Source organism: Azospirillaceae bacterium (assembly GCA_028283825.1).
Taxonomy (GTDB): domain Bacteria; phylum Pseudomonadota; class Alphaproteobacteria; order Azospirillales; family Azospirillaceae; genus Nitrospirillum.
The window spans coordinates 1096947-1120935 of record JAPWJW010000001.1 but is presented as its reverse complement, the minus strand read 5'-3'; the positions used below and the strand labels follow the sequence as shown (position 1 = coordinate 1120935).

At 66.7% G+C, this 23989-nt stretch carries 19 protein-coding genes; 10 read left to right on the top strand and 9 right to left on the bottom strand.

Translation table 11 applies throughout. The annotated features are described in order from the left end of the window. Window positions 1–51 precede the first annotated feature (51 nt). Complete coding sequence (pyk, locus tag PW843_04510; GenBank protein MDE1145869.1) at window positions 52–1470, top strand: pyruvate kinase; 1419 nt, start codon at window positions 52–54, stop codon at window positions 1468–1470. A gap of 86 nt (window positions 1471–1556) precedes the next feature. Here pyk and PW843_04505 read toward each other — a convergent pair whose 3' ends face one another. The 4 genes from PW843_04505 to PW843_04490 form a co-directional block, all read right to left on the bottom strand. Then, window positions 1557–1940 carry a VOC family protein gene (locus PW843_04505; GenBank protein ID MDE1145868.1) on the bottom strand — a complete coding sequence of 128 codons (384 nt, stop codon included), beginning with the start codon at window positions 1938–1940 and terminating at the stop codon, window positions 1557–1559. Between the two features lie 119 nt (window positions 1941–2059). After that, window positions 2060–3571: a M81 family metallopeptidase gene (locus tag PW843_04500; protein ID MDE1145867.1), complete on the bottom strand. Its 1512-nt coding sequence runs from the start codon at window positions 3569–3571 to the stop codon at window positions 2060–2062. Further along, the gene (locus PW843_04495; protein MDE1145866.1) at window positions 3568–5178 is read right to left on the bottom strand and encodes a serine hydrolase; all 1611 of its coding nucleotides are present in this window, start codon (window positions 5176–5178) and stop codon (window positions 3568–3570) included. The genes PW843_04500 and PW843_04495 overlap by 4 nt, the downstream gene beginning before the upstream one ends. A 33-nt stretch (window positions 5179–5211) precedes the next feature. Beyond that, window positions 5212–7425, bottom strand: coding sequence for a TonB-dependent receptor (locus PW843_04490; protein MDE1145865.1), 2214 nt, complete (start codon window positions 7423–7425; stop codon window positions 5212–5214). A 281-nt stretch (window positions 7426–7706) separates the two neighbouring features. Here PW843_04490 and PW843_04485 point away from each other — a divergent pair, with 281 nt between their 5' ends. The 5 genes from PW843_04485 (at window position 7707) to PW843_04465 (ending at window position 12212) form a co-directional block, all read left to right on the top strand. Continuing rightward, window positions 7707–8831 carry an FAD-binding oxidoreductase gene (locus tag PW843_04485; protein MDE1145864.1) on the top strand — a complete coding sequence of 375 codons (1125 nt, stop codon included), beginning with the start codon at window positions 7707–7709 and terminating at the stop codon, window positions 8829–8831. A 19-nt stretch (window positions 8832–8850) separates the two neighbouring features. After that, complete coding sequence (locus PW843_04480) at window positions 8851–9135, top strand: helix-turn-helix transcriptional regulator (protein ID MDE1145863.1); 285 nt, start codon at window positions 8851–8853, stop codon at window positions 9133–9135. A 17-nt stretch (window positions 9136–9152) separates the two neighbouring features. Continuing rightward, window positions 9153–9521 carry a cupin domain-containing protein gene (locus PW843_04475; protein MDE1145862.1) on the top strand — a complete coding sequence of 123 codons (369 nt, stop codon included), beginning with the start codon at window positions 9153–9155 and terminating at the stop codon, window positions 9519–9521. Between the two features lie 40 nt (window positions 9522–9561). Beyond that, window positions 9562–11100 carry a cation:proton antiporter gene (locus tag PW843_04470; protein MDE1145861.1) on the top strand — a complete coding sequence of 513 codons (1539 nt, stop codon included), beginning with the start codon at window positions 9562–9564 and terminating at the stop codon, window positions 11098–11100. Between the two features lie 200 nt (window positions 11101–11300). Beyond that, complete coding sequence (locus PW843_04465) at window positions 11301–12212, top strand: alpha/beta hydrolase (protein ID MDE1145860.1); 912 nt, start codon at window positions 11301–11303, stop codon at window positions 12210–12212. Between the two features lie 23 nt (window positions 12213–12235). Here the strand turns inward: PW843_04465 and PW843_04460 are convergent, their stop codons facing one another. Further along, window positions 12236–12715 carry a hypothetical protein gene (locus PW843_04460; protein ID MDE1145859.1) on the bottom strand — a complete coding sequence of 160 codons (480 nt, stop codon included), beginning with the start codon at window positions 12713–12715 and terminating at the stop codon, window positions 12236–12238. Window positions 12716–13086: 371 nt separating this feature from the next. Next, complete coding sequence (locus tag PW843_04455; GenBank protein ID MDE1145858.1) at window positions 13087–14565, bottom strand: TolC family protein; 1479 nt, start codon at window positions 14563–14565, stop codon at window positions 13087–13089. A gap of 249 nt (window positions 14566–14814) precedes the next feature. On the opposite strand from PW843_04455, the gene PW843_04450 reads away from it, so the two are divergent. From PW843_04450 to PW843_04440, 3 genes are all read left to right on the top strand, one after another. After that, complete coding sequence (locus tag PW843_04450; GenBank protein MDE1145857.1) at window positions 14815–15441, top strand: TetR/AcrR family transcriptional regulator; 627 nt, start codon at window positions 14815–14817, stop codon at window positions 15439–15441. 97 nt (window positions 15442–15538) lie between these two features. After that, complete coding sequence (locus PW843_04445) at window positions 15539–16672, top strand: efflux RND transporter periplasmic adaptor subunit (GenBank protein ID MDE1145856.1); 1134 nt, start codon at window positions 15539–15541, stop codon at window positions 16670–16672. Continuing rightward, window positions 16669–19776, top strand: a complete 3108-nt coding sequence (locus PW843_04440) for an efflux RND transporter permease subunit (GenBank protein ID MDE1145855.1) — start codon at window positions 16669–16671, stop codon at window positions 19774–19776. The genes PW843_04445 and PW843_04440 overlap by 4 nt, the downstream gene beginning before the upstream one ends. Window positions 19777–19977: 201 nt before the next feature. On the opposite strand, the gene PW843_04435 is transcribed toward PW843_04440, so the two are convergent. Beyond that, a complete protein-coding gene (locus PW843_04435) occupies window positions 19978–20589 on the bottom strand; it encodes a TetR/AcrR family transcriptional regulator (protein MDE1145854.1) in 612 nt (203 codons plus the stop codon). A 246-nt stretch (window positions 20590–20835) separates the two neighbouring features. On the opposite strand from PW843_04435, the gene PW843_04430 reads away from it, so the two are divergent. After that, a complete protein-coding gene (locus PW843_04430) occupies window positions 20836–22059 on the top strand; it encodes an MFS transporter (protein MDE1145853.1) in 1224 nt (407 codons plus the stop codon). A 56-nt stretch (window positions 22060–22115) separates the two neighbouring features. Here the strand turns inward: PW843_04430 and PW843_04425 are convergent, their stop codons facing one another. Next, on the bottom strand, window positions 22116–23150 hold the full coding sequence (locus PW843_04425) for a hypothetical protein (protein ID MDE1145852.1): 1035 nt from the start codon (window positions 23148–23150) through the stop codon (window positions 22116–22118). After that, window positions 23114–23839 (bottom strand): glycosyl hydrolase family 28-related protein, encoded by a 726-nt coding sequence (locus tag PW843_04420; protein MDE1145851.1) that lies wholly within the window; start codon window positions 23837–23839, stop codon window positions 23114–23116. The genes PW843_04425 and PW843_04420 overlap by 37 nt, the downstream gene beginning before the upstream one ends. Window positions 23840–23989: the final 150 nt, after the last annotated feature.

Genomic DNA, 23989 nt, shown 5'->3' with positions numbered 1-23989 from the left:
ATAACGGCCTTCTCACTTCTGGGGCGGCCCTCAAAGGGGCCGGAAATAACCATGCGTCGCCACCGCCGAGCCAAGATCGTCGCCACCGTCGGACCCGCCAGCAACACGCCGGAGAAGTTGAAGGCGCTGTTCCTGGCCGGGGTCGATACCTTCCGCCTGAACTTCAGCCACGGCACGCATGAGGACCACGCCAAGGTCCATGCCGCCATCCGCGCGCTGGAAAAGGAAGTCGGGCGCCCCATCGGCATCCTGCAGGACCTGCAGGGCCCCAAGATCCGCGTCGGCACCATCAAGGACGGCAAGATCGTCGTCGCCGCCGGCGAGACCATCCGCTTCGTCCTGAAGGGTGTGGACGGCGACCGCGACGCCATCCCCCTGCCCCATCCGGAGATTTTCGCCGCCGTCCTGCCGGGCCACCACCTGCTGATCGATGACGGCCGCGTGCGGGTGAAGGTCACCAGCCTGGGCGACGACGTCATGACCGCCGAAGTGGTCGTCGGCGGCGTCATCTCCAACCGCAAGGGCGTCAACCTGCCGGGCACCCTGCTGAACCTGTCGCCCCTGACGGTGAAGGACCGCGCCGACCTGGAATTCGGCCTCAGCCTGGGCATGGACTGGGTGGCCCTGTCCTTCGTGCAGAAGCCCAGCGACATGATCGAGGCGCGCGGCCTGATCGGCGACCGCGCCGGCCTGATGGCCAAGATCGAGAAGCCCCAGGCGCTGGAGCAGATCGACGACATCATCCGCCTGTCCGACGGCATCATGGTGGCCCGCGGCGATTTGGGCGTGGAAATCCCGCAGGATGAGGTGCCCGGCCGCCAGAAGGAACTGGTCCGCGCCTGCCGCCTGGCGGTGAAGCCGGTGATCGTCGCCACCCAGATGCTGGAAAGCATGGTCAACACCCCCACCCCCACCCGGGCCGAGGCGTCGGACGTGGCCACCGCCATCTATGACGGCGCCGACGCCGTCATGCTGTCGGCGGAATCAGCCAGCGGCCAGTACCCGCTGGAAGCCGTGACCATGATGGACCGCATCATCGCCACCACCGAAAAGCACAAGCTGTACCATTCCCTCATCCGTGCCTCTGAGCCGGGTGAGGAACAGACCCCGCCGCACGCCGTGGCCGCGGCCGCCGCCGACCTGGCGGAGGCGGTGCACGCCCCCGTCATCGTGGCCTTCACCTCCAGCGGCACCACCGCCGGCCGCATCGCCCGCAAGCGCCCGGAGGTGGCCATCCTGGCCATCACCTCCGACCAGGCGGTGTCGCGCCGCCTCTGCCTGCTGTGGGGCACCCACAGCTATCTGTCCGACGACATCCACAGCTACGAGCAGATGGTCCAGGTCGCCTCCACGGTCGCCCAGGCGACGGAGTTCGCCAAGCTGCACGACCAGATCATCGTCGTCGCCGGCATCCCCTTCGCCCAGGCCGGCACCACCAACAACCTGCGTCTGTTGCAGATCGGGGCGTGATACGCGCGGCCTAAGTATCTGTTTTGCTGAAAAGAAAACGGCGCCGCATCACTGCGGCGCCGTTTTTGTTTGCTGGTGCCGGCTACTTATTCCGGCTTGAAGACGTAAGCAGCCAGCTTGTTGCCGTCCAGGTCGCGGGCGTAGGAGGCATAGGCGTCGGGCGCCCAGCCGCGGGGACCGGGCTTGCCCTCGCAGACGCCGCCCTGTGCCAGCGCCTCGGCATGGAAGGCATCGACGGCGGCGCGGTTCGGCGCCTCGAAACTGACGGTGACGCCGTTGCCCACCGTGGCCGGCTGGCCGTTGGCCGGCTTCAGCACGAAGAAGGACGGCTTGTCCTCGCCCCAGATGGAGCCGTTGTCGCCCAGATCGGCCACCCGCTTCAGGCCCAGCTTGCCCAGCACGGCGTCATAAAAACCGCGGGCCTTGCCCAGGTCATTGGTGCCGACGGCTACGTGAGTGTAGATCGCCATGGTCATCCCTCCCTCTGTATTTCCCATAGGATGGCCTGACTATAAACACCCCCCAAAACTCAACAATGATCCCATATGATCATTGACTTTTGCAGTTGAGAAACAATCTGCCACTCGCCTCAAGGCAAGGGATCCAAAGGCCAGATGGGCCGGCGCAGGTGACGGTAGGGCAAGGCCGCCAGGTTCAGGTTCAGCGACCCCGGCGCGTCGCAATAGACGGTGGCGGCGGCGATCGGGTCGAAGCCGGCGCGGAAATGCTGGGTGGATTTCACCACCACCAGGGCCTTGGCCGTCAGGTCGATGCCCAGTTCGGTGAAGCATTCCGGGGTATAGACCTGCTGGCGCGTGCTGTTGACCACGATGTCGATGCCGCCGGCGCGCAGGGCCACCACCAGGCCCAGATGTTCGCCGCTGTCCGCCAGGGCGTGCTGGTGCACATCGTCCCGCACCGCCAGCACCGCGACCTCCAGATCCACCGGATCGCCCGACAGCGGGCCGACCTTGCCGCCGATGCGCATGGGCAGACGGGCGCCAACGCCGGCGTCGGCTGCGATCCGGGCGGCCTGGGGGTCCCAGATCATGCCCAGGGCCACGTCCTGGACGCCCCGGTCGATCAGGGCGCGCAGGACGAAGGTGCTGTCGCAGGCGGCCCCGCCGCCGGGATTGTCGGAACTGTCGGCCAGGATGACGGGACGTCCCGCCGGCCGGCCATCCACCAGCGCCAGCGCCCGGCCCAGCGCCGCCTCCAGGGGCAGGCGCTGTTGCAGCGGACCGGAGGTCGCGATGGCCTGGAAATCGGCGGCGATGGCGGCCAGCGCGCGGTCGGCGGCGGCCGCGTCGCTGCCGTCCGTCACCACCAGGGCGGCGGCCCCGGTGTGTTCCGTGTCCGACCAGATGAAGCCGTGCATCATGGAGACGGACAGCACGCCGTCCCGCCCCTCATACCGCGCCAGCCCGTCGACGAAGCCGCGCATGGGCTGCTCGGTGGTGCCGAACAAGCCCAGCACCGGCACGCGGCGGATCAGGGTGCGGGCCTTGGGGCCCCCGCGCGCCGTGGCCGACAGGATAGTGTACAGTTCCCCCATGCGGGCCAGGTAATCGGTGTGGGGATATTCCTTGCAGGCCAGGATGACGGCGCCGCTGTCCACCATGGCCTGGGTGGCGTTGCCGTGCAGGTCCAGGATGGCGCCCACCGGCAGGTCGGGCCCTACCTGGGCCCGCACCCGGGTCAGCAGGTCGCCTTCGCAGTCGGGATAATCCTGCCCCACCATGGCGCCGTGCAGGACCAGCACCACCATGTCGATGGGCTGGACCGCCATGGCCGTGGCCAGATCGGCCAGCAGGCCGTCGCGCAAGCCCTCATAGACCGGGCGCGGCACCTCGCCCGACGGCTGGGCGCCGGCGGCGGGGCCGTCGATCACCCGGTCACCATGCCCGGCAGCCACCGTGAACAGGTCGCCGAAGGCCGGCAGTTGTCGGGCCGTGGCCAGGGTGGCGGGATCGCCTGCCCGATGCTGGAAGTCGTTGTCGAAGGACCGCAGGCTGGTCGGCAAGGGGGAAAAGCTGTTGGTCTCATGCACCAGGGCAGCGACGAAAACGGTCAGGGGGCCGGTCTTGGTATCGGCGGTCATTGAGCGGCCTTCCGGAAGCGCAGGCGGCGGGTGCGGCCGCTGTTGAAGGTGAAACCCTGGTCGTCGAAGGCGATCAGGCCGCCGACGATGGGCACCGGCAGGTCCAGCGGCTTGGCATCCCACAGGCCGGGCGCCAGGTTGACCAGACTGTGCCGCAGGGTACCGAAACGGCCGCTGAGGATCAGGCGGCCGGTCTTGCCGTCCCCGTCCGTCTCCACCGCCGCATGGGTGCCGGAGGCCCGCGCCAGGTAGGCACCGGCCAGGGGGCGCAGGTCAGCCCCGGGATCGGGTTCCAGCAGCACCAATTCCGTCGGTATCCCGCATTCCGTCCCCCGCAGGGTTTTGGGTGCCGTCTGCTCCGCCGGCAAGTCCAGCGCCAGGTGAAAGACAGGAATGGTGGCGCGGAACAGGCCATCGTCGTGCCGGGCCAGGGGTACGCCCGTCCCGCTCATGCTGATCAGCGCCTTGCCCTCATGCCGCAGCAGGCCGTACACGCCGCCGGTGCGCGGGTCGTGATAGCTGCCGCTGGGGATGGGGCCGTCGTAGGCCTCCGCCTTCGGGGCCAGGTTCGGGACGCAGGCGTCGATGATTCGGGCGGCCAGGTCCATGGGATCCAGGCCGGCACGGTTGGCCATGACGATGACGTCCAGCCCATGGTCCGGCAGGGTGATCATCTGGCAGGAACCGCCCATGACGCCCCCGGCATGATGCACCGTGCGCGCCCCGCGATAGGGCGTGTGCATCAGACCCAGGCCATAGCCGGTGGCATAGCCGTTGGCCAGCACCGCCGGTTCCACCATGCGCGCCCAGGTCTCCGCCGTGCCCACGACGGGATTGCCCGCCAGCGCGCCCCGCAAATGCTTCAGCCAGCGCAGCATGTCATCGACGGTGGAGGCGATGCCCCCCTCCGCCACGATTTCCGCCCCGATGGGCTGGCGGTAATAACCGCCCTTGCCGTCCACCATGTGCAGCGACGCGCTGTTGGGCACATAGTCGGTGTCCACCAGGCGCAGCAGGGTGTCGTTCATGCCCAGGGGCCGGAACAGGCGGTCGCGCAGGAAGTCACCCAGCTTCTGCCCCGACAGCCGCTCAATGGCCAAGCTCAACAGGACGTAGCCGCCGTTGTTGTAGCACCACTCCTCACCGGCCTTGAAATTGACGTCGTCATCGTCGGCCATCAGCCGCATGCAGTCGGCGGTGGAGGCATAGCGCCCCAAGCCACCCAGTTGCAGGGACAGTTCCAGGCTGCACCGCAGGCCGCTGACATGGTTCATCAGCTGGCGCATGGTGATGCCGTCGGCCACCGGCGACATCTCCGGCAGGTGTTTGGTGACGGGGTCGTCCAGCTTGGCCATCCCCTCCTCCACCAGCAGCATGTAGGCCAGGGCGCCGAAATGCTTGGTGGTGGACCCGATGCGCATGCGGATGGTGGGCGACAGCAGCACGGGAAGTTCCAGGCTGGCCAGTCCGAAACCCTTGCGGTAGAGGGACACGCCGTCCAGCGCCACCCCCACCGCAACACCCGGAAGATGGCCCTGGTCCAGATCGGCGAAGATCGCGTCCAGCGCCGCCGGGTCCACGGCGGCCTTCATCTCGGTCTCACTCATGCTGTCGCCTTCCAAAGCTTTGGTCGTACCGGATCAGAAGTGGGTGCTGAGGGTCAGGCCCACGGTGCGCGGCTGGATCAGGGTCAGCCGCGCCGGACCGCCCGCCACCGACAGGGTGGTGTCGGCCGATTGCAGGCCCCGCCGGTCCAGCAGGTTGTGGCAGTAAAGCTGCGCATCCCACGCGTCCAAGCCCAGGCTGGCGCGCAAATCCAGCGTGGCGTAGGCCGGCAGGTGGAACTGCGGCTGGCCCGCACTTTCGTTGAAGCCGGACACGCGCTGCGAAACGTAGCGCACGGTGGCGCCCACGCCGCCGCGATAATTGCCGACGTCAAAGCCGTAGTCGGCCAGCAAGGTGGCGGCCAGCTTGGGCGTATCGGGCAGACGGTCGCCCTTCAGGCCGCCCAGGTCGGGCGCGTCCTCCGCCAACTCCGCGTCCGCCACACTGACCGTGCCAGTCAGGGTCAGGTCACGCACCGGCTTGGCCGCCAAGGTCAGCTCCGCCCCCTTGATCTGGGCGGAGGAGGCGTTGGCGATGACGCCCAGGCCGTTGCGGATGGCCGCCACCTGCATGTTGTCCCAGTTGATGAGATAGAGGGCGGCGTCGATGCTGAAACGCTTGTCCTCCGTCTCCGCCCGCAGGGCCGCCTCATAACTCCATAGCGTATCGGCCGCGAAGGTGGCCGCGGCCAACGCCTTGCCGGTGGCGGGATCGTTGGCGACGAAGTTGGGGCCGCCGGGGCGGTAACCGCTGGCAGCCCGGGCGTAGGCCGAGATCTGGTCGGTGAGGCTGTAGCGGGCGTTGGCCACGTAGGTCGCCACACTGTCGCTGGATGTGGCCGACGGATAGGTGCTGGCCAGCATGCCGGTGGCGATCTGCTGGAACTTCTGGTTGTTGTTGGAATACCGCACGCCGCCGCCGACCTCGAACCGGTCGGTCACATGGACGGTGGCGTTGCCGAAGAAGGCGTATTCCTCGTACGTGCTGGGCAGGTTGGCGTACAGCAGGTTGACGCCCGAGGGCTGACCGGCCGTGTCGTACGACGGGACCGACTGTGTCTGGTCGCTGTCCTCATGCGTATAGAAACCGCCGGCCATCCAGTCGATGAAGTGCTTGCCGCTGGATGCGACGCGCAGTTCCTGGGTGAACTTGTCGGTCTTGGACACCTTGTCCAACCCGGTCGAACCCAAATTGAGGCCATAGGCGCTCAACAGCGGCACGTACAGTGCGGAAATGTCCGATGTCTGCGTGCTCTTGTTCGACTGGTAGCTGGTGATGGAGGTGATCGTCGCCTCCCCCAGATCGTAGTTCGCCGTGCCGCTGACCACGCGGACCTGCTGGTCAAACCCCTCGGGCAGCAGGCGGCTTTGCTGGTAATAGCCGGTGATGGGCTGGCCGGTCGCCATGCTGGCGTCGTATGTCGGCGTGCCGTCACGATGGATGTCCTGGGCGAAGCCGGTCAGGCGGACATCCAGGGCCTCCGTCAGCTTGGCCAGCACGTCCAGTCGCCCGCCGTAGATCTCGGCCTCGTTCACCTCATGCTGGCCCAGGGCGATGTTGTCGACGTAGCCAGCGTCGCGGTTGTAGTAGCCGCTGGCCCGCACCGCCACCTTGCCGTCCACCACCGGCGCGTTGATGACGGAGTTGACGTCGAAGCCGGTGCCGCCGTGCGCCGTGGTGGACACGCCCAGCTGGTCGGCGCCGCCGAAGCGGTCCAGTTCCGGCGCGTGGGTCACGTATTTCAGCAGGCCGCCCATGGAACTGGCGCCGTACAGCGTGCCCTGGGGCCCGCGCAGCACCTCCACCCGGTCCAGGTCGAACAGGCCCACGTCCAGCGCCATCTGGGCCGCCCCCACGAAGGCGGTGCTGGAACCGTAGGGCACGTCGTCGACATAGACGGCGACGGTGGGCGAGGTGTTGGTGCCGGTGGTGACGCCGCGCAGGTTCAACTGCGTCTCGCCCGGCCCGCTGCTGGTGAAGTTCAGCCCCGGCACCACGCTGGCGAAATCACGAAACTGCGTCGCCGCCAGCTTGTTCAGCGTGTCCGACGACAAGGCCGACATGGCCAGTGGAATATCCGAGAGTTTTTCCTGCCTTTTTTGCGCCGTGACGATGATTTCCTGCAGTCCGCCACCGTCATCGGCGGCCGCCGTCTGCGCCCCGGCCGCAGGCGCCAGCGCCATCAGCGCCAAACCCGCCGTGCCAACCACCACGCCGCGGGCCCAGCCCCGGCGTGTACCCGTCCCCATGCCCTCGCCCATCGAAGCTCTCCCGCTTTCTATTATGGCTTGGGTGGGATATTCCGCATCGACGGCGTTTCCTGTCAAGAAACTATTCTCTTTATGGAGAAATATTCTCCATTAAAGATTTCCGAAAGACGGGCAATTAATTGAAAAAGCGCCATAAAATGCCATTCCCCCCACGGCGAGAACGCCACGAGAACCGGTCTCACCACCGCTTTGCCCTGGACAGTCCCTTGATCGTGTGAGATTTTTCTCCGTATAGAGAATTCGTTCATGGGGTGCGGGGAGTGGACAGCTACGACGTCATCATCATCGGGGCCGGCATGGCCGGCGCCTCGCTGGCGGCGGAACTGGGCGGGCGGGTGCGCGTGGCGGTGCTGGAGGCGGAGGACAGGCCGGGCGTGCATGCCACCGGCCGTTCGGCGGCCCTGTACGCGCCGGCCTATGGCGGGGCGGACGTGCGGGCCCTGACCCGCGCCAGCCGGGCCTTTTTCGACACCCCGCCCCAGGGCTTCGCCGACCATCCCCTGCTGTCGCCGCGCGACCTGCTGTATGTGGCGACCGAGGAACAGGCGCCCCGCCTGGCCGCCTTCCTGGAGGAGATCGGCGACAGCGTGGTCCCCCTGGCCGTGGATGAGGCCCTGGCCTGGATGCCCCTGCTGCGCCCCGGCTATGCCGCCGCCGCCGCCAAGGCGCGGGAAGGCAGCGCCATGGACATCGATGTCCACGCCCTGCACCAGGGCTATCTGCGCCTGGCCCGGCGGCAGGGCGTGACCCTGCTGACCGAGGCACCGGCGGCCGCGCCGCAGCGCCAGGGTGACCTTTGGGTGCTGCAGACCGGCGGGAAGACCGTGGCGGCCCCCATGGTGGTGAACGCCGCCGGCGCCTGGGCCGAGAGGGTGGGCCAGGCGTTCGGCGCCGCCCCGCTGGGCCTGGCGCCGCTGCGGCGCACCGCCCTGCTGGTGGACCCGCCGCCGGGTAGCGGCGACGTGAACCGCTGGCCCGGCGTGTTCGACACGGACGAGCAATTCTACATGAAGCCGGACGCCGGCAAGCTGCTGCTTTCCCCGGCGGATGAGACGCCCAGCGCGCCCTGCGACGCCCAGCCCGATGAGCTGGACGTGGCCATCGCGGTGGACAGGGTGCAGCAGGCGCTGGACCTACCCGTCCGCCATGTCAGCCATCGCTGGGCCGGCCTGCGCACCTTCGTGCCCGACCGCCAGCCGGTGGTGGGGTTCGATGCGGAAGTGAAGGGCCTGTTCTGGTGCGCCGGCCAGGGCGGCTACGGCATCCAGATGGCGCCGGCCCTGGCGCGGCTGGCGGCCAGCCTGGTGCTGGGCCGGGCCGTGCCGGACGACATCCTGGCCGAGGGGCTGGTGCTGGACAACGTGCTGCCGAACCGGCTGAAGTGAAAAGATCGGGACCAGCCGCATGGGCAACAACATGAAGAAAAACGCCACCCTGGGCCAATTGATCGGGGCGCTGCGCCAGCGCAACGGCTGGACCCTGAAGCAGATGAGCGACAAGGTCGGCATTCCGCTGTCCACCCTGGCCAAGGTGGAAGGGGACAAGCTGTCGCTGAGCTACGACAAGCTGGAGCAGTTCACGGCGCGGCTGGGCCTGGGCATGGCCGAATTCCTGGCCCAGGGCCAGGGCCAGGCGACCCCCCCGCCGGCGATGCCGCCCCGCCCGTCATCACCGGCCGGCGCAGCCTGACGGCCGACAGCAACGGCGTGCGCATCCGCACCGGCAACTACGACTATGAATACCTGTGCACCGACCTGCGGCAGAAACGCATGGTGCCCATCCTGACGCGCATCCACGCCCACACCCTGGCGGAGTTCGGCGACCTAGTCCGCCATAAGGGGGAGGAGTTCATCTACGTGCTGGAGGGCACGGTGGAGGTGCAGCTGGAATTCTACGCCCCCGTCAGCTTGCGTGCCGGCCAGGGCATCTACATCGACAGCATGATGGGCCACGCCTACCTGGCCAAGGAGTGCGACCAGGCCCTGGTGCTGGCCGTCTGTTCCAGCGAGGACACCAACCTTCAGGGCGACCTGATCACTTTGGCGGAAGAATCGGCGGCGGAAGAACCCGCCTGAAATGATAACTTGGCCCATGGGTTAAGCGGCGGGGGCCCGGGTGGCGCTGTTTGAGAGCATGCTGATGCTGGTGGTGGCGGCCATCCTGCTGGTGCGGGTGTCGCGCCGGCTGGCCGTGCCCTACCCCGCCCTGCTGGCGCTGGCCGGCTGCCTGGTGGCGGCATTGCCCTGGACACCGGGCATCACCATGGACCCGCGCCTGGCGCTGACCCTGTTCATCGCCCCCACCCTGCTGGATGCGGCCTACGACCTGCCGCCCCGCTCCCTGCGTCCCTTGTGGATACCGCTGGTGGCGCTGGCGGGCATGGCGGTGGTGGCGACCACGGCCGCCGTCGCCTGGGCCGGCGTGGCGCTGGCAGGCATGCCAGTGGCGGCGGCCCTGGCGCTGGGCGCCATCGTGGCACCGCCGGACGCGGCGGCGGCCATCTCCACCCTGGGCCGTTTCACCCTGCCCCGCCGCACCGTCATGGTGCTGAAGGGCGAAAGCCTGCTGAACGACGCCGTGGCCCTGCTGATCTTCAGCGCGGCGGTGGGCCTGGCCGGTGGCGGCGGGCTAAAGCACCTGGCGCCGGAGCTGGCGCTGGCGGTGCCCGGCGGCCTGCTGCTGGGCTACCTGGCGGGACGCGCCTACCTGGTGCTGTCCCGGCCGCTGGACAGCACGCTGGGCGGGACCATCGCCAGCTTCGCCGGCACCTTCGCCGTCTGGGTCATCGCCGACCGGCTGCATCTGTCGGCCATCCTGGCCACGGTCGCCAATGCCATGACCCTGGCCCACCATATGCCCTATCGCCAGCGGGCCCGCGATCGCGTCAACACCTACGCCGTGTGGGGCACGGTGGTCTTCCTGCTGAACATCCTGGCCTTCCTGCTGACCGGCCTGCAGGCCCGCACCATCCTGAGCCACCTGGGCGACGGCCAGTTGGGCCGGGCGCTGGGCTTCGCCGGCGTGGTGCTGGCGGTGGTGGTGGTGGCGCGCCTGATTTGCGTCATGCTGTACAACCGGCTGGTCCACCTGATCGCCCGCTGGGGCTGGTACGACCAGCCGCCCAGCCTGTCGCAAGGACTGGTGGTGTCCTGGTGCGGCATGCGCGGCCTGGTCACCTTGGCGACGGCGCTGGCCCTGCCCGAGGGGTTTCCGGAGCGCGACCTGATCCTGCTGTGCGCGTTGGCCGTGGTGCTGGGCACGCTGGTGGTGCAGGGGCTGACCCTGGGCCCGCTGATCCGCCTGTTGCGCTTCCCCGCCGACGACAGCCTGTCCCGCGACCTGGTCTTCGCCCGCCACGCCCTGCTGGACGCGGCATTGGCCAGCCTGGAGGGCAAGGACAGCGACGCCGCCCGGCAGATGCGCGACACCTATCAGCGCGACCGCGACGCCATCCAGGACGACCAGCACCCCCGTGAAGCCAACGAGAGCGACCATTTGCGCCGCCACACCATCGCCGCCAAGCGCCGCACCCTGACCGACCTGCGCCGCGGCGGCCGCATCGACGACGACGTCTATCATACCCTGGAACAGGAACTGGACTGGGCCGAACTGGCCGCCGCCATGCCGGAGGATCTGGAACTGAAGGAAGGCTAGGCGGTGGGAGGCTTCGCCTGCCGCCGCCATAGACCGCGACCGCGGTCGCCGGAAGTTTTTGGGGAGCGTAGCGGACTGAAAACTGAGGAAGCCAAGCCGCCGGATGGCGGCGCCCGGCGCCTGAGGGAACAAACGCCCCTTATGGATTTATGCCGACCTTGCATCACCGCCGGCGCCCATACCAAGGCATGCTGAGCCCCATGAGCACGACCATCACCCAGCGGGGCGACAGCCCCTTCCTGTCCGGATTCCGCCTGGCCGATGTCACCGTGGACACGGGCGTCACCCTGCGGGTGGCGACGGCCGGAAATGGGCCCCCGCTGTTGCTGCTGCATGGTCATCCGCAGACCCACGTCACCTGGCGCAAGATCGCGCCGGCGCTGGCGCAGCGCTTCACCGTGGTGGCACCCGACCTGCGCGGTTATGGCGATAGCACCAAACCGGAGGGCGGGCCGGACCACGCCGCCTATGCCAAGCGCGCCATGGCGCTGGACCAGGTTCAAATGATGCGGGTCCTGGGTCATGAGCGCTACGCCGTGGCGGGGCATGACCGGGGGGCGCGTGTCGCCCACCGCATGGCGCTGGATCACCCGGATGCCGTCAGCCGCCTGGCGTTGCTGGACATCGCCCCCACCGCCACCATGTACGCCAAGACCAACCAGGAATTCGCCACCCGGTACTTCTGGTGGTTCTTCCTGATCCAGCCGGCCCCCCTGCCCGAACGGCTGATCGCCGCCGACCCGGAATTCTTCCTGCGCACCCACATCGACGGACAGTGCAGAACGCCCGGCGCCACGGAGCCGGCGGCCTTCGCCGAATATTTGCGCTGTTACCGGGACCCGGCCACCCGCCACGCCATCTGCGAGGATTATCGCGCCGCCGCCACCATCGACCTGCGCCATGACGCGGAGGATGCCAACGCCCGGGTGACGGTCCCCCTGCTGGCGCTATGGGGCGCCCAGGGCACGGTGGGTCAGTTGTACGACGTGCTGGCCACCTGGCGGGACAAGGCGACCGACGTGCGCGGCCGCGCGCTGGATTGCGGCCACACACTACAGGAAGAACGGCCGCAAGAGGTGCTGTCCGAATTCCTGGCGTTTTTTTGTAGCTGACCAGCGGGTGCCGCCACGCGCGGTCACCGCAATTGCGAATAGGGAATGCTGGTGCCGGCTTTGGACCAGTCCAGATTGTTGACCCAGTCGGCGTTGGGGCTGCCCTCCAGACGGCCGCCGACATAACGGACGGTTTGTCCCCATACCGTCGGCTCGTTCTGGAATACGTTGGTGAGCCCCACCAACAGTGCATGGCGCATGGGCTCGTTTGAGGCGGCCACGTCGTACCAGCAGCCCCCGACGCCGATCTGGAAGCTCGTGGCGGTGGTCTGGCCTTCCAGCCATCTCCGCAATTTGGTCAGGGAAGCGGCAACGCGGGCGGCATCTTTCAGCATCAGCCCGTCGGTGAACAGGGTGTTGTAATGGGCGATCGCCATGGATTGCTTGGCGGTGTTGATACAGACGATGCCTATGCAATTGCCCAATCCGGACGTGATCACCGTGTCCGTGCTCAATTTACCCAATGCCGACAATTTGTCGAAACCAGCAGGGACAATGGCCATGCGAACCTCCTTAAGGGGGTGAAGGCGGACTGAAGCCGGCTGGTTTTATCGCATATGAAGTTCGACTGATAGTTGTATTTAGCTATCTTGTAGAGAATTTATTCCAATGACAGCACGCCATGCGTGTTATTTCCGCCGAGCCAAAGCAGGCCGCCTCGACGCCGAATGCCGGCAAACCATTGATCCAGCAATAATTTCTGCAAAACGGCACATCGGCTTACCGGAAGGAACCGAATTCCGATATCGGTAACGCTGGCGCGCGACGCCCTGGCGATGGTCGACGACGATCTCCCCATCAATCGCATCACCACAACGTCCTGGTTGACGGTCACGGTGATCGAACACGACCACCGTGATCACAAGCCCCTAACTCAAGCCTTCCAGCCGCCACCGAGCGCGCGGAAGGAGGCGACGGCGGCGCGGGCGGCGTCGGCGCGGGTGCGGGCCAGTTCGTCCTGGGCGGCCAGCAGCTGGCGGTCGGCGTCCAGCACGTCGGTCAGGGCGATCAGGCCGCCGCGATAGGCTTCCTGCGAGCTGTCGCGGGCGCGGGTCAGGGCATCGACCTCACGGCGCAGTTCGTCGGCGTGCGCCTCCCACTGCACCAGGGCGACGAAGGCGTTTTCCACGTCCTGGGCGGCCCGCAGCACCGACTGGCGATAGCGGATCAGCGCCTCGGCATCGGCCCCCTTGGCCTGTTCCACCTCGGCGTCCACGCGGCCGAAGTCGAACAGGCGCCAGCGCAGGCCGAACACGGCCAGGGGCTGGAAGGTGTTGCCCTGGAACATGTCGCCGGCGGCCAGGCTTTCGAAGCCCACCACGCCGGACAGGGACAGCTTGGGATAATATTCCGCCACCGCCTGGCCGATCCGGGCGTTGGTGACCATCAGGCGTGTCTCGGCGGCGATGATGTCGGGACGGCGGCGCAACATGTCCACCGGCTGGTCGCCGCCGCCCACCGCCGGGACGGCGGGGATGTCGGCCACGGCCCGCAGTTCGGCGGCATAGGTGCCGGGCTGCGCGCCCATCAGCACGTCCAGCTTGTTCAACTGCATCTCAAGGTCGATGCGCAGCGGCTGGAAGGAGGCGCGGGCGTGGGACAGCAGCGCCTCCGCCTGGGCGATCTGGCGGTCGGTGACGATGCCGCGGCTGAACTGCTCCTTCACCAGATCCAGCAGGTGCTGGTCGGTGCGCACCTGTTCCTCGGCCACAGCGATGCGGGCCTGGTCGCCACGCACCTGAAGATAAGCGTCGGCCACCTCCGCCGCGACGGACACACGCTCACCGGCGTGCAGGGCCTCGGCCACGCGGAATTCGGCGTCGGCCGCCTCGGCCCCCCGGCGCAGGCCGCCGAACAGGTCGACTTCCCAGCTGGCGGAAACGCCCACGTCATAGACGGTCTGGTTGGGATCGAAGCCGGGGCCGGCGACGGCATTGCCCAGCGCGCCCAGCGGGCTTTCGACGGACTGGTGGATGGGTTCCATGGAGACGTCCAGGCCGCCCTTGGGCATCAGCTTGGCGCCCGCCCCCTTGGCCACGGCGCGCGCCTGTTCCACCCGCTGCATGCTGGCGGCGAGATCCAGGTTCTGGTCCAGCGCGCGGGTGACCAGGCGGGTCAGCACCGGATCGTTGAAGCCTTCCCACCAGGTGTCCAGCGGCGGGGCCGGTGTCTTGGCGGCGCGCGCCGCCACGGCGTCCTCATTGTGGAAAGGGTCCAGCTTGGCGGTGGGCGCCTGGAAGTCAGGACCCACCGCCGCGCAACCCGAGAGCAGCAGCGCCAACGGTGCCGCCATCGTCAGGCCAACGCGCAGGCGGTGGCGGAGGGTGGCGTGGGCGGGGCGGAGCGGGCTCATCGGTAGGGGTCCAATCATTTGAAGACTGATAATTATGTTGCATAACGTCATGGTGACGATATTGTCAATGCGTCACCATGCCCTTATACAGGGACCCACACCCCCAGGCCGCGCATGCCATTCCGCATATGCGGGGCCGGCATGGCTGTGCGCCTATATGATGGCATGGACCGCCGGCCAGGAATAAGGGCAGCGCCTTAGCCCTGGACAAGGCATCCCCCTGTTTACATCTGTTGCGGGTAACGCTTCATGACCGCCAAAGCGCGTTCCACCTCCGTCACCGCCGGTCAGCGCGGCCCCATCGACCATGAGCGCCGGGCGCAGATCGTCGATGCCGCCGACCAGCATTTCCGCCACTACGGCTACACCAAGACCACGGTGGCGGATTTGGCCAAGGCCATCGGCCTGTCCACCGCCTATATCTACAAGTTCTTCGACAGCAAGCAGGCCATCGGCGAAGCCATCTGCGCCAAGTGCCTGAACGCCATCACGGTGCAGTTGCACGCCATCGTGGCGGAGGATGCGCCTGCCGCCGACCGGTTGCGCCGCATCTACCCCACCCTGGCGCGGGCCGGCGCCGATCTGTTTTTCCAGGAACGCAAGCTGCACGACATCGTCGTCACCGCCGTGGCCCAGGACTGGAGTTCCGGTACGACCTATGAGGAAGAGTTGCAATCCATCGTCCGCACCCTGGTCGTCGCCGGGCGCGAGGCTGGGGAGTTCGAGGTCGAGACCCCGTTGGAGGAGGTCTGCCTGGCGGTGGAGGAAACGCTGTGGCCCTTCGCCCATCCCATGATGCTGGAGGAAAAGCTGGACATGCTGGACGCGTCGTCCGGGGCGGTGGCTGGCCTGGTGCTGCGCAGCCTGCGCCCCTGATATGTGGTTTGCGCTAGGTAACGAATGACGAGTGACGGATTGACGAATTCGTCACTCGTCATTAAATTCGGGGCTCCCCTTGCGATGGAGCGCCCCCATGCGCCTGCCAACTTCCGCCCGCCGGCTGGTCCCCCTGGTGACGCTCGTCGCCCTGGCCGGCACCGCCCTTACCGCCTGTGACAAGCCGCCGACCGACCCGCGCGTGATAGAGCCGCTGGTCCGCACCGCCCAGGCCACCCCCGCCGTACGCTCCGAACGCGCCTTCGTCGGCGTGGTCACCGCCAAGGTGCAAAGCAATCTGGGCTTCCGCGTCGCCGGCAAGGTGATCCAGCGCCTGGTCGATGCCGGCCAGACCGTGAAGGCCGGCCAGCCGCTGATGCGCCTGGACCGCACCGATTATGTCCATGCCGTCAACGCCCAGGTGGGGGCGGTCGCCATGGCCAAGGCCAACTACACCCAGGCCGAGGCGGACGAGGTGCGCTACCGCGCCCTGGTGGCCAGCGGTGCCGTTTCCAAATCCGCCTACGACCAGAAGAAGGCCGCCGCCGACAGCGCCAAGGCGCAGATGGACGCAGCGCAAGCGCAGTTGAAGGTGGCGCAGGACGACGGCGCCTACACCGACCTGCTGGCCGATGCCGACGGCACCGTCATGGAAACCCTGGCCGAACCGGGCCAGGTGGTCAGCGCCGGCCAGGTGGTGGTGCGCCTGGCCCATGCCGGGCCGCGCGAGGCGGCGGTGAACCTGACGGAAACGGTGCGGCCGGCCATGGGCTCCACCGCCACCGCCACCCTGTACGGCAGCACGGTGCGCAGCACCGCCACCCTGCGCCAGCTGTCGGACTCGGCCGACGCCCAGACCCGTACCTATGAGGCGCGCTACGTCCTGGACGGTGCGGCGGCCCAGGCGCCGCTGGGCGCCACGGTCACCGTGCACCTGGCCGACGGCGGGACCCCGGACGCCGCCGCCGTCTCCGTCCCCCTGGGTGCCCTGAATGACGAGGGCAAAGGCACGGGTGTCTGGGTGCTGGTCCCCCAGGGCAACGGCCCGCAGGCCACCGTCAGCTTCCGCCCGGTGCGGGTGGACCAGTTGGGGGCGGAGGACGCGGTGCTGGCCAGCGGCCTCAAGCCCGGTGAACGGGTGGTGTCCCTGGGCGGGCACTTCCTGCATGAGGGGCAGAAGGTGCGCATGGCCCAGGTGCAGGCCGCCTTGGAAAAGGAAGCGTCGAAATGAGCGGCTTCAACCTGTCGGCCCTGGCGGTCCGTGAACGCGCCATCACCCTGTTCCTGCTGATCGCCATCACCGTGGCCGGCGGCTTCGCCTTCCTGAAGCTGGGCCGCGCCGAGGACCCCGCCTTCACCATCAAGGTGCTGACGGTCAGCGCCGTCTGGCCCGGCGCCACCGCCCAGGAAATGCAGGATCTGGTGGCGGAGCCGCTGGAGAAACGCCTGCAGGAACTGCGTTGGTACGACAAGGTGGAAACCTTCACCCGGCCCGGCATGGTGCTGATGACCCTGTCGCTGCAGGACAAGACCCCGCCGTCCGCCGTGCCGGAACAGTTCTACCAGGCGCGCAAGAAGCTGGGGGATGAGGCGCGCACCCTGCCCACCGGCGCCCTGGGTCCCTTCGTCAATGATGAGTATTCCGACACCGACTTCGCCGTCTATGCCGTGAAGGCCCCGGGCATGCCGGCCCGCCAGCTGACGCGTGAGGCGGAAACCCTGCGCCAGCGCCTGCTGCATGTGCCGGGCGTGAAGAAGGTGGACATCCTGGGCGAGCGGCCCGAGCGCATCTTCGTGGACTTCAGCTACGCCCGCCTGGCCACCCTGGGCATCGGCGCCCGCGACATCTTCGACGCCCTGGCCCACCAGAACAGCGTGACGCCGGCCGGGTCCATCGACACCGACGGCCCCCAGGTCTTCATCCGCCTGGACGGCGCCTATGACGATTTGGAGAAGATCCGCGACACCCCCGTCGTCGCCAACGGCCGCACCTTCAAGCTGTCGGACGTGGCGGAGGTGAAGCGGGGGTATGAAGACCCGGCTACCTTCCTGATCCGCAACAACGGCGACCCCGCCCTGGCGCTGGGTGTGGTGATGCAGGAAGGCTGGAACGGCCTGGATTTGGGCACGGCGCTGGACGCGGAAGAACAGAAGATCGCCGCCGACCTGCCCCTGGGCCTGACCATGAGCAAGGTCAGCGACCAGGGGGTGAACATCCACGAGTCGGTGGATGAGTTCATGCTGAAGTTCTTCGTGGCATTGGGCGTGGTGATGGTCGTCAGCCTGGCCAGCCTGGGCTGGCGCGTCGGCATCGTGGTGGCCGCCGCCGTGCCGCTGACCCTGGCCGCCGTCTTCGTCATCATGATGGTGACGGGCCGCGCCTTCGACCGCGTGACCCTGGGCGCCCTGATCATCTCATTGGGCCTGCTGGTGGACGACGCCATCATCGCCATCGAAATCATGGTGGTGAAGCTGGAGGAAGGGTACGACCGCCTGAAGGCCGCCGCCTATGCCTGGAGCCATACGGCCGCCCCCATGCTGTCCGGCACCCTGGTCACCATCATCGGCTTCACGCCGGTGGGCTTCGCCCGCTCCACCGCCGGTGAGTATGCCGGCAACATCTTCTGGATCGTGGGTTTCGCGCTGATCACCTCATGGGTGGTGGCCGTGGTGTTCACCCCGTACCTGGGCGTGAAGCTGCTGCCCAACATCACGCCGGTGGCGGGCGGCCACGCCGCCATCTACGCCACCCCGCGCTATCAGCAACTGCGCCGCCTGGTAACCTGGGCGGTGGACCACCGGGGCCGGGTGGCCGCGGCCGTGGTCGGCGTCTTCCTGCTGGCCGGCTTCGGCATGGGCTTCGTCAAGCAGCAGTTCTTCCCCACGTCCGACCGGCCGGAAATCATGGCGGAGGTGCAGATGCCCGAGGGCACCAGCATCGAGGCCACCAGTGCGGCGTCCAAGAAGGTGGAGGACTGGCTGCGCCAACAGCCGGAATCCCGGATCGTCTCCACCTATGTCGGCCAGGGCGCCCCGCGCTTCTTCCTGTCCTACAATCCCGAACTGCCCGACCCGTCCTTCGCCAAGCTGATCGTGCTGACCCCCGACGACAAGGCGCGCGACCGGCTGAAACTGAACCTGCGCCAGGCCATCGCCGACGGTTTGGTGCCGGAGGCGCGGGTGCGCGTCTCACAACTGGTGTTCGGTCCGCCCTCGCGTTTCCCCGTCATGTTCCGCGTCATGGGCCCGGACGTGGACACCTTGCGCGGCATCGCCGACCAGGTGCAGGCCGTCATGCGCGCCAATCCCGACACCCGCCAGGTGAACCAGGATTGGGGTGAGCGCGCCCCCACCCTGCACTTCGTGCTGGACCAGGACCGCCTGCGCCTGATCGGCCTGAACCCCAGTGACGCGGCCCAGCAGCTTCAGTTCCTGCTGACCGGCGCCCCGGTGACCCAGGTGCGCGAGGATATCCGCGTGGTGCAGGTGACGGCGCGCAGCGCCGGGCCCAACCGCCTGGACCCCGCCCGCCTGGCCGACATGACCCTGACCAGCGCCGACGGTCGCCTGGTGCCCTTGAGCCAGATCGGCCATGTCGAGGTGCGGGCGGAGGACCCCATCCTGCGCCGCCGCGACCGGGTGCCCACCGTCACCGTCCAGTGCGACATCGACGACGCCCTGCAACCGCCGCCGGTCTCCATGGCCATCCAGCAGGCCCTGGCCCCCATCATCGCCAACCTGCCGGCGGGCTATCGCATCGAGATGGGCGGCAATATCGAGGAGGCGGGCAAGGCCAACGCCGCCCTGGCCCCCATCTTCCCGGTCATGATCGCCCTGACCCTGCTGGTCCTGGTGTTGCAGACGCGGTCGCTGGCCGCCATGGGCATGGTGTTCCTGACCGCACCCCTGGGCCTGGTGGGTGCCGTACCCGTCCTGCTGATCTTCCACCAGCCCTTCGGCTTCAACGCCATCCTGGGCCTCATTGGTCTGTCGGGCATCTTGATGCGCAACACCCTGATCCTGATCGGCCAGATCCACACCAACCAGGAGGAAGGGCTGTCGCCCTACCATGCCGTGATCGAGGCGACGGTGCAGCGGGCGCGGCCCGTCATCCTGACGGCGCTGGCCGCCGTGCTGGCCTTCATCCCCCTGACCCAGTCGGTGTTCTGGGGATCGATGGCCTACGTGCTGATCGGCGGCACCGCCGTGGGCACGGTGCTGATCCTGGTGTTCCTGCCGGCCCTCTACGCCCTGTGGTTCAAGGTCAAGGCGGGTGAGGCGACCGAGATCGGACACGCCTCGCCCCATCGCCTGGAGGTGCAGGCGGCGGAGTGAGCCTATACCAGCAGCACGAGACTTGGACTCGTGCTGCTGGCGGCCGGCGACTGCCGGCCCCGGAGTGAGCACCGCAGGGCGGAACGAGGAAGCCTAAGGTCGCGGATGCGACCGCCGGCGATTGAGGGGCATTTGAGCGGTCACGATCAAATGCCGCATGCATAAAACGCCCTTCCGGTCCACCGGGAGGGCGTTTTCCTTTCAGGCGCCGCGTGCCGCGTCATCCCACAGGCGCATCAGGCCGGTGACGGCGGCATCCAGGCTTTCCGCCGTCATCCCGTCGCGCGCCTGCAACGACAGGCCCAGCAGGAAGGTGTTGAACACCGCCGCCAGGGTGGCGGTGTCCGCCGTGGGCGGCAGGTCGCCGATGGCCACGGCACGGGCGAGATGGCCGGCGATGGCCTGACGGTTGCGCGCCCGTTCGTCCGCCAGCACCTGTTCCACATGCCGGTTCTCCGGTGAGCAGTTGCTGGCCCCCAGCACGATCAAACAGCCGGACGGGTGGCTGAGTGCGGTCTGCATGCGGGCGGAGCGGCGCAACGCCCCCTCCACCGCCTGCCGGGGCGATAGCGATGGGTCGTGCAGCGCCGCCGTCGCCGTCCCGTGTGTCTCCAGGTAGCGGGCCACCGCCTCGCGGAACAGCGCCTCCTTCGAGCCGAAGGCGGCATAGAAGCTGGCGGGCGAGATGCCGCCCATGCGGTCCTTCAGTTGGGCCAGCGAGGTCGGCTCATACCCCTGTTCCCAGAACAGGGTCATCGCCGCCTCGATCGCCTTTTGCCTGTCGAACTCGCGGGGCCGTCCCGTACGCGCCATGGGTGTTCTCCTTACAGCCGCCCTCAAACCCCGGGCGCCGCCATCCGGCGGCTTGGGGCTTCCTCGCGTTTCAGTCCGCCTTCGGCTCCCCAAAACGCTCCGGCGGACGCCGTCGCGTCCTAGCGCGACATGGATGATCCATGTCGCCGACTTGTAGATTAGTCGTTCCATAAATTCTTGCCAAGATGCCTGTGCTCCGCTATTTACGGACCGATCAATCCATATATAGCGGGATTATAGAACATCATGGACGCAAGAACGCCCGGTAGCCGGACCGCAACGGCGGCAGGCCGCCTGCCCCTGGCCGGCCTGCTAGCCCTGGCGATGACCGGTTTCATCTGCATCGCCACCGAAACCCTGCCCGCCGGATTGCTGCCACAGATGGCCGCCGGCCTAGGCGTCTCACCATCGCTGGCGGGGCAGACCATCACCGCCTACGCCGCCGGATCCCTACTGGCGGCCATTCCGCTGACCGTCGCCACGAAGGGGTGGCGCCGGCGGTCGGTGCTGATGATGACCATCCTCGGTTTCCTGGTGTTCAATTCCATCACCGCCCTGTCGCCCAGCTTCGTCCTGACACTGGCGGCGCGCTTTGGGGCCGGCATGTCGGCCGGTTTGGCGTGGAGCCTGCTGGCCGGTTACGCCCGCCGCATGGTGCGGCCGGACCAGCAGGGCCGGGCCATGGCGGTGGCCATGGTGGGCACGCCCATCGCCCTGTCGCTGGGCGTGCCGCTCGGCACCTGGGCCGGCACCCTGGTGGGCTGGCGCCTGGCCTTCGGCCTCATGTCGCTGCTGACACTGGTCCTGGTCGCCTGGGTGCTGCTGGCGGTGCCCGACTATCCGGGGCAGGCCAAGGGCGCCCGGATGGCCCTGCGCCGGGTCCTGGCCACGCCGGGCGTGCGTCCCGTGCTGGGCGTGGTGATGGCCTGGATGCTGGCGCACAACATCCTCTACACCTACATCGCGCCCTTCGTCGCCCCGGCGGGCCTGGGTGACCGGGTGGATTTGGTGCTGCTGGTGTTCGGTGTCGCGGCCCTGGCGGGCATCTGGATCACCGGCCGCCTGGTCGATCGTCATTTGCGCGGCGCCGTATTGGCCAGCCTGGGCGCCTTCGCCCTGGTCGCCCTGGCCTTCGGTCTGGGGGGCGGATCGCCGGCCGTGGTGTATGCCGGCACGGCCGTCTGGGGCCTCAGCTTCGGCGGTGCCGCCACCCTGCTGCAAACCGCGCTGGCCGACAGCGCCGGCAACGGCGCCGACGTGGCCCTGTCGATGAACGTCGTCACCTGGAACAGCGCCATCGCCGGCGGCGGCCTGGCGGGTGGCGTGCTGTTGCAGGCCTGGGGCCCCGTGTCCTTCCCTTGGGCAATGCTGGCACTGATCCTGGCGGGGCTCGCCCTGGCCTGGACGGCGCGGCCCCACGGCTTCCCCGCCGGGCATCGCACCGGCACCGGTGTTGCGCGCGGCCATTGAAGAAACAGCCCCGGCCTGAACAACCGAGCCGGGGCTTTTTTACCATTAGGACGCCGTCAACAGCCCGTGCCGCCACCAACATTACCAATGCACGACACGTTGGCGCTCGGTACAATGCCAGCCTGAGTCCCTCCAGTATTGCCACTCCACTGATTGCCAACCCAGACCATGGAGGCTGGAGCCGTACCATATATATAAACACCGTAGTGGTTATTGGACTGGAATACGTTTCCCGTAGCCGTGATCTTGGGCCTGCTATCATTAGACGTGACGGATAGTCCATCACCCCCGGCCCCGTAACACCAGCTCATTACGTTTCCTGTTAAGACAAGTGTCCCGGTATCCGCATAGCGCAAGCAACTTCCGTTGCTCTGGCTGATTCTCGAATTCGCAATGTAAACGAGAGCACCCGTATCAACAGGATTCTGAGTTGTATGTTGTTGCGCAATGAATACCGCGTCAGATCCGGAAGCACCAATCCACGCACCATTAATCTGAAGAACGCCTATAGAGTTATTATTTACGTATAATCCTGCACCCTTATTTGAATCGATGTCAGTAAATTGCCCGAGGAAGATTTCACGATTCGGAATGCCATTCGCACTAAGAGTGTCGACATATATTGCGTGACTGGCGAATGAATATGCGTGCAAACTGTAAATATAGACTCCACCCAGACCACCGGATAATGTAATACCATACCTGGAGCCACCCATCAGCGTGGTATCGCCGTCAATTACCAGTCCAGTTCCACCACAACTCGCACCAAATACGAGCGTATCGCCGGAGACAATGGGATTCGGATATGACCAATTTCCCGTCATTGTAACACTTGTGTTTGTAACTATACTTTGAACAGTGCCGCTGAATGCCGTATTCGGCCCCGCATTGATGTCATATACAGACATGCCCACCGAAATTCCGGACGTACTGGAGAGATGAATTACGTTACTTCCGCTCGCAGTGGGTGCATTTACGCTTTTTGATATGGGTGTATATCCACAATCAAAACCATCATATGCATATATAGCATCGCCTGCTGGCGTGTAGCACTTCAGGTTTGACAAGGCATGAAAATCGACACCATCCACGACGACGCAATTCCAAGCATTACTGTCTTCCATATATATATATTTTGCAATTTCAGCCGAGCGGCCCCCTTTGCATAAATATAAGCGCCACTATCTTTCTTTACCTGTGATTCGATAGCTATATCATGAACGTAACCATCACCATTGTCATTTAGCGTACCATTCCCAATAACAAGTGCGTTGTTCGACTTGAAGGAAGATAATTGGAGAATACGACTGCCTGGGCCATCTCCATACAAACATGGGCGTGCAAAATAAGGATACGTTGTTGAAGAAAGACCTGGCCACGTTATGGAGGAGACAAGATAGGTTCCATTGGGAACATAAACGCAGGCCCCAATTGTAGACGCGGCATTCATGGCGGTTTGAATGGCCGTCGTACTGTCGGCCACGCCTCCTGCGTCGGCCCCAAACCACACCACGTTCAGCGGTATGTTGCGAGAACAGACCCAGCTTCCAGTAGTACGGGCGAGTACATAACCCACCGTGCCACAGAACGCACTGTCCAGCCAACCCGAGGCTTGGCTCTGGCTGGGAACCCCCGAAATCTGACTGATGCCGTAATCACCCGTCTGCGGCGCCACGGCACCCGTGCGGCCATTGAACGAGGTAACACCCTGCGCAAATGCAGCCCCGGAAAGCGAGATCAACGCAATAATAGCGAGAAATACTCTAGAAATTATTGTCATTTTTGTCACCCGTGACCGACATAACTATCGTTATGGTGGCGTGACTCTCGGCAATAGTAAAGACATCACGCCCGTCGGCCTGAGGAGGAAGGGGCAAGAACGATCTGCCGTGTTAGGCCCTTTAAGCCCATCGACCTCCCACGATGGCCT

Bases quoted from the DNA above. Each gene is read 5' to 3' on its own strand.
- pyk (MDE1145869.1), top strand. From the start codon at position 52: ATGCGTCGCCACCGCCGAGCCAAGATCGTCGCCACCGTCGGACCCGCC.
- PW843_04505 (MDE1145868.1), bottom strand. From the start codon at position 1,940: ATGGCGATCTACACTCACGTAGCCGTCGGCACCAATGACCTGGGCAAG.
- PW843_04500 (MDE1145867.1), bottom strand. From the start codon at position 3,571: ATGACCGCCGATACCAAGACCGGCCCCCTGACCGTTTTCGTCGCTGCC.
- PW843_04495 (MDE1145866.1), bottom strand. From the start codon at position 5,178: ATGAGTGAGACCGAGATGAAGGCCGCCGTGGACCCGGCGGCGCTGGAC.
- PW843_04490 (MDE1145865.1), bottom strand. From the start codon at position 7,425: ATGGGGACGGGTACACGCCGGGGCTGGGCCCGCGGCGTGGTGGTTGGC.
- PW843_04480 (MDE1145863.1), top strand. From the start codon at position 8,851: ATGGGCAACAACATGAAGAAAAACGCCACCCTGGGCCAATTGATCGGG.
- PW843_04465 (MDE1145860.1), top strand. From the start codon at position 11,301: ATGAGCACGACCATCACCCAGCGGGGCGACAGCCCCTTCCTGTCCGGA.
- PW843_04460 (MDE1145859.1), bottom strand. From the start codon at position 12,715: ATGGCCATTGTCCCTGCTGGTTTCGACAAATTGTCGGCATTGGGTAAA.
- PW843_04455 (MDE1145858.1), bottom strand. From the start codon at position 14,565: ATGAGCCCGCTCCGCCCCGCCCACGCCACCCTCCGCCACCGCCTGCGC.
- PW843_04450 (MDE1145857.1), top strand. From the start codon at position 14,815: ATGACCGCCAAAGCGCGTTCCACCTCCGTCACCGCCGGTCAGCGCGGC.
- PW843_04445 (MDE1145856.1), top strand. From the start codon at position 15,539: ATGCGCCTGCCAACTTCCGCCCGCCGGCTGGTCCCCCTGGTGACGCTC.
- PW843_04440 (MDE1145855.1), top strand. From the start codon at position 16,669: ATGAGCGGCTTCAACCTGTCGGCCCTGGCGGTCCGTGAACGCGCCATC.
- PW843_04435 (MDE1145854.1), bottom strand. From the start codon at position 20,589: ATGGCGCGTACGGGACGGCCCCGCGAGTTCGACAGGCAAAAGGCGATC.
- PW843_04430 (MDE1145853.1), top strand. From the start codon at position 20,836: ATGGACGCAAGAACGCCCGGTAGCCGGACCGCAACGGCGGCAGGCCGC.
- PW843_04420 (MDE1145851.1), bottom strand. From the start codon at position 23,839: ATGACAATAATTTCTAGAGTATTTCTCGCTATTATTGCGTTGATCTCG.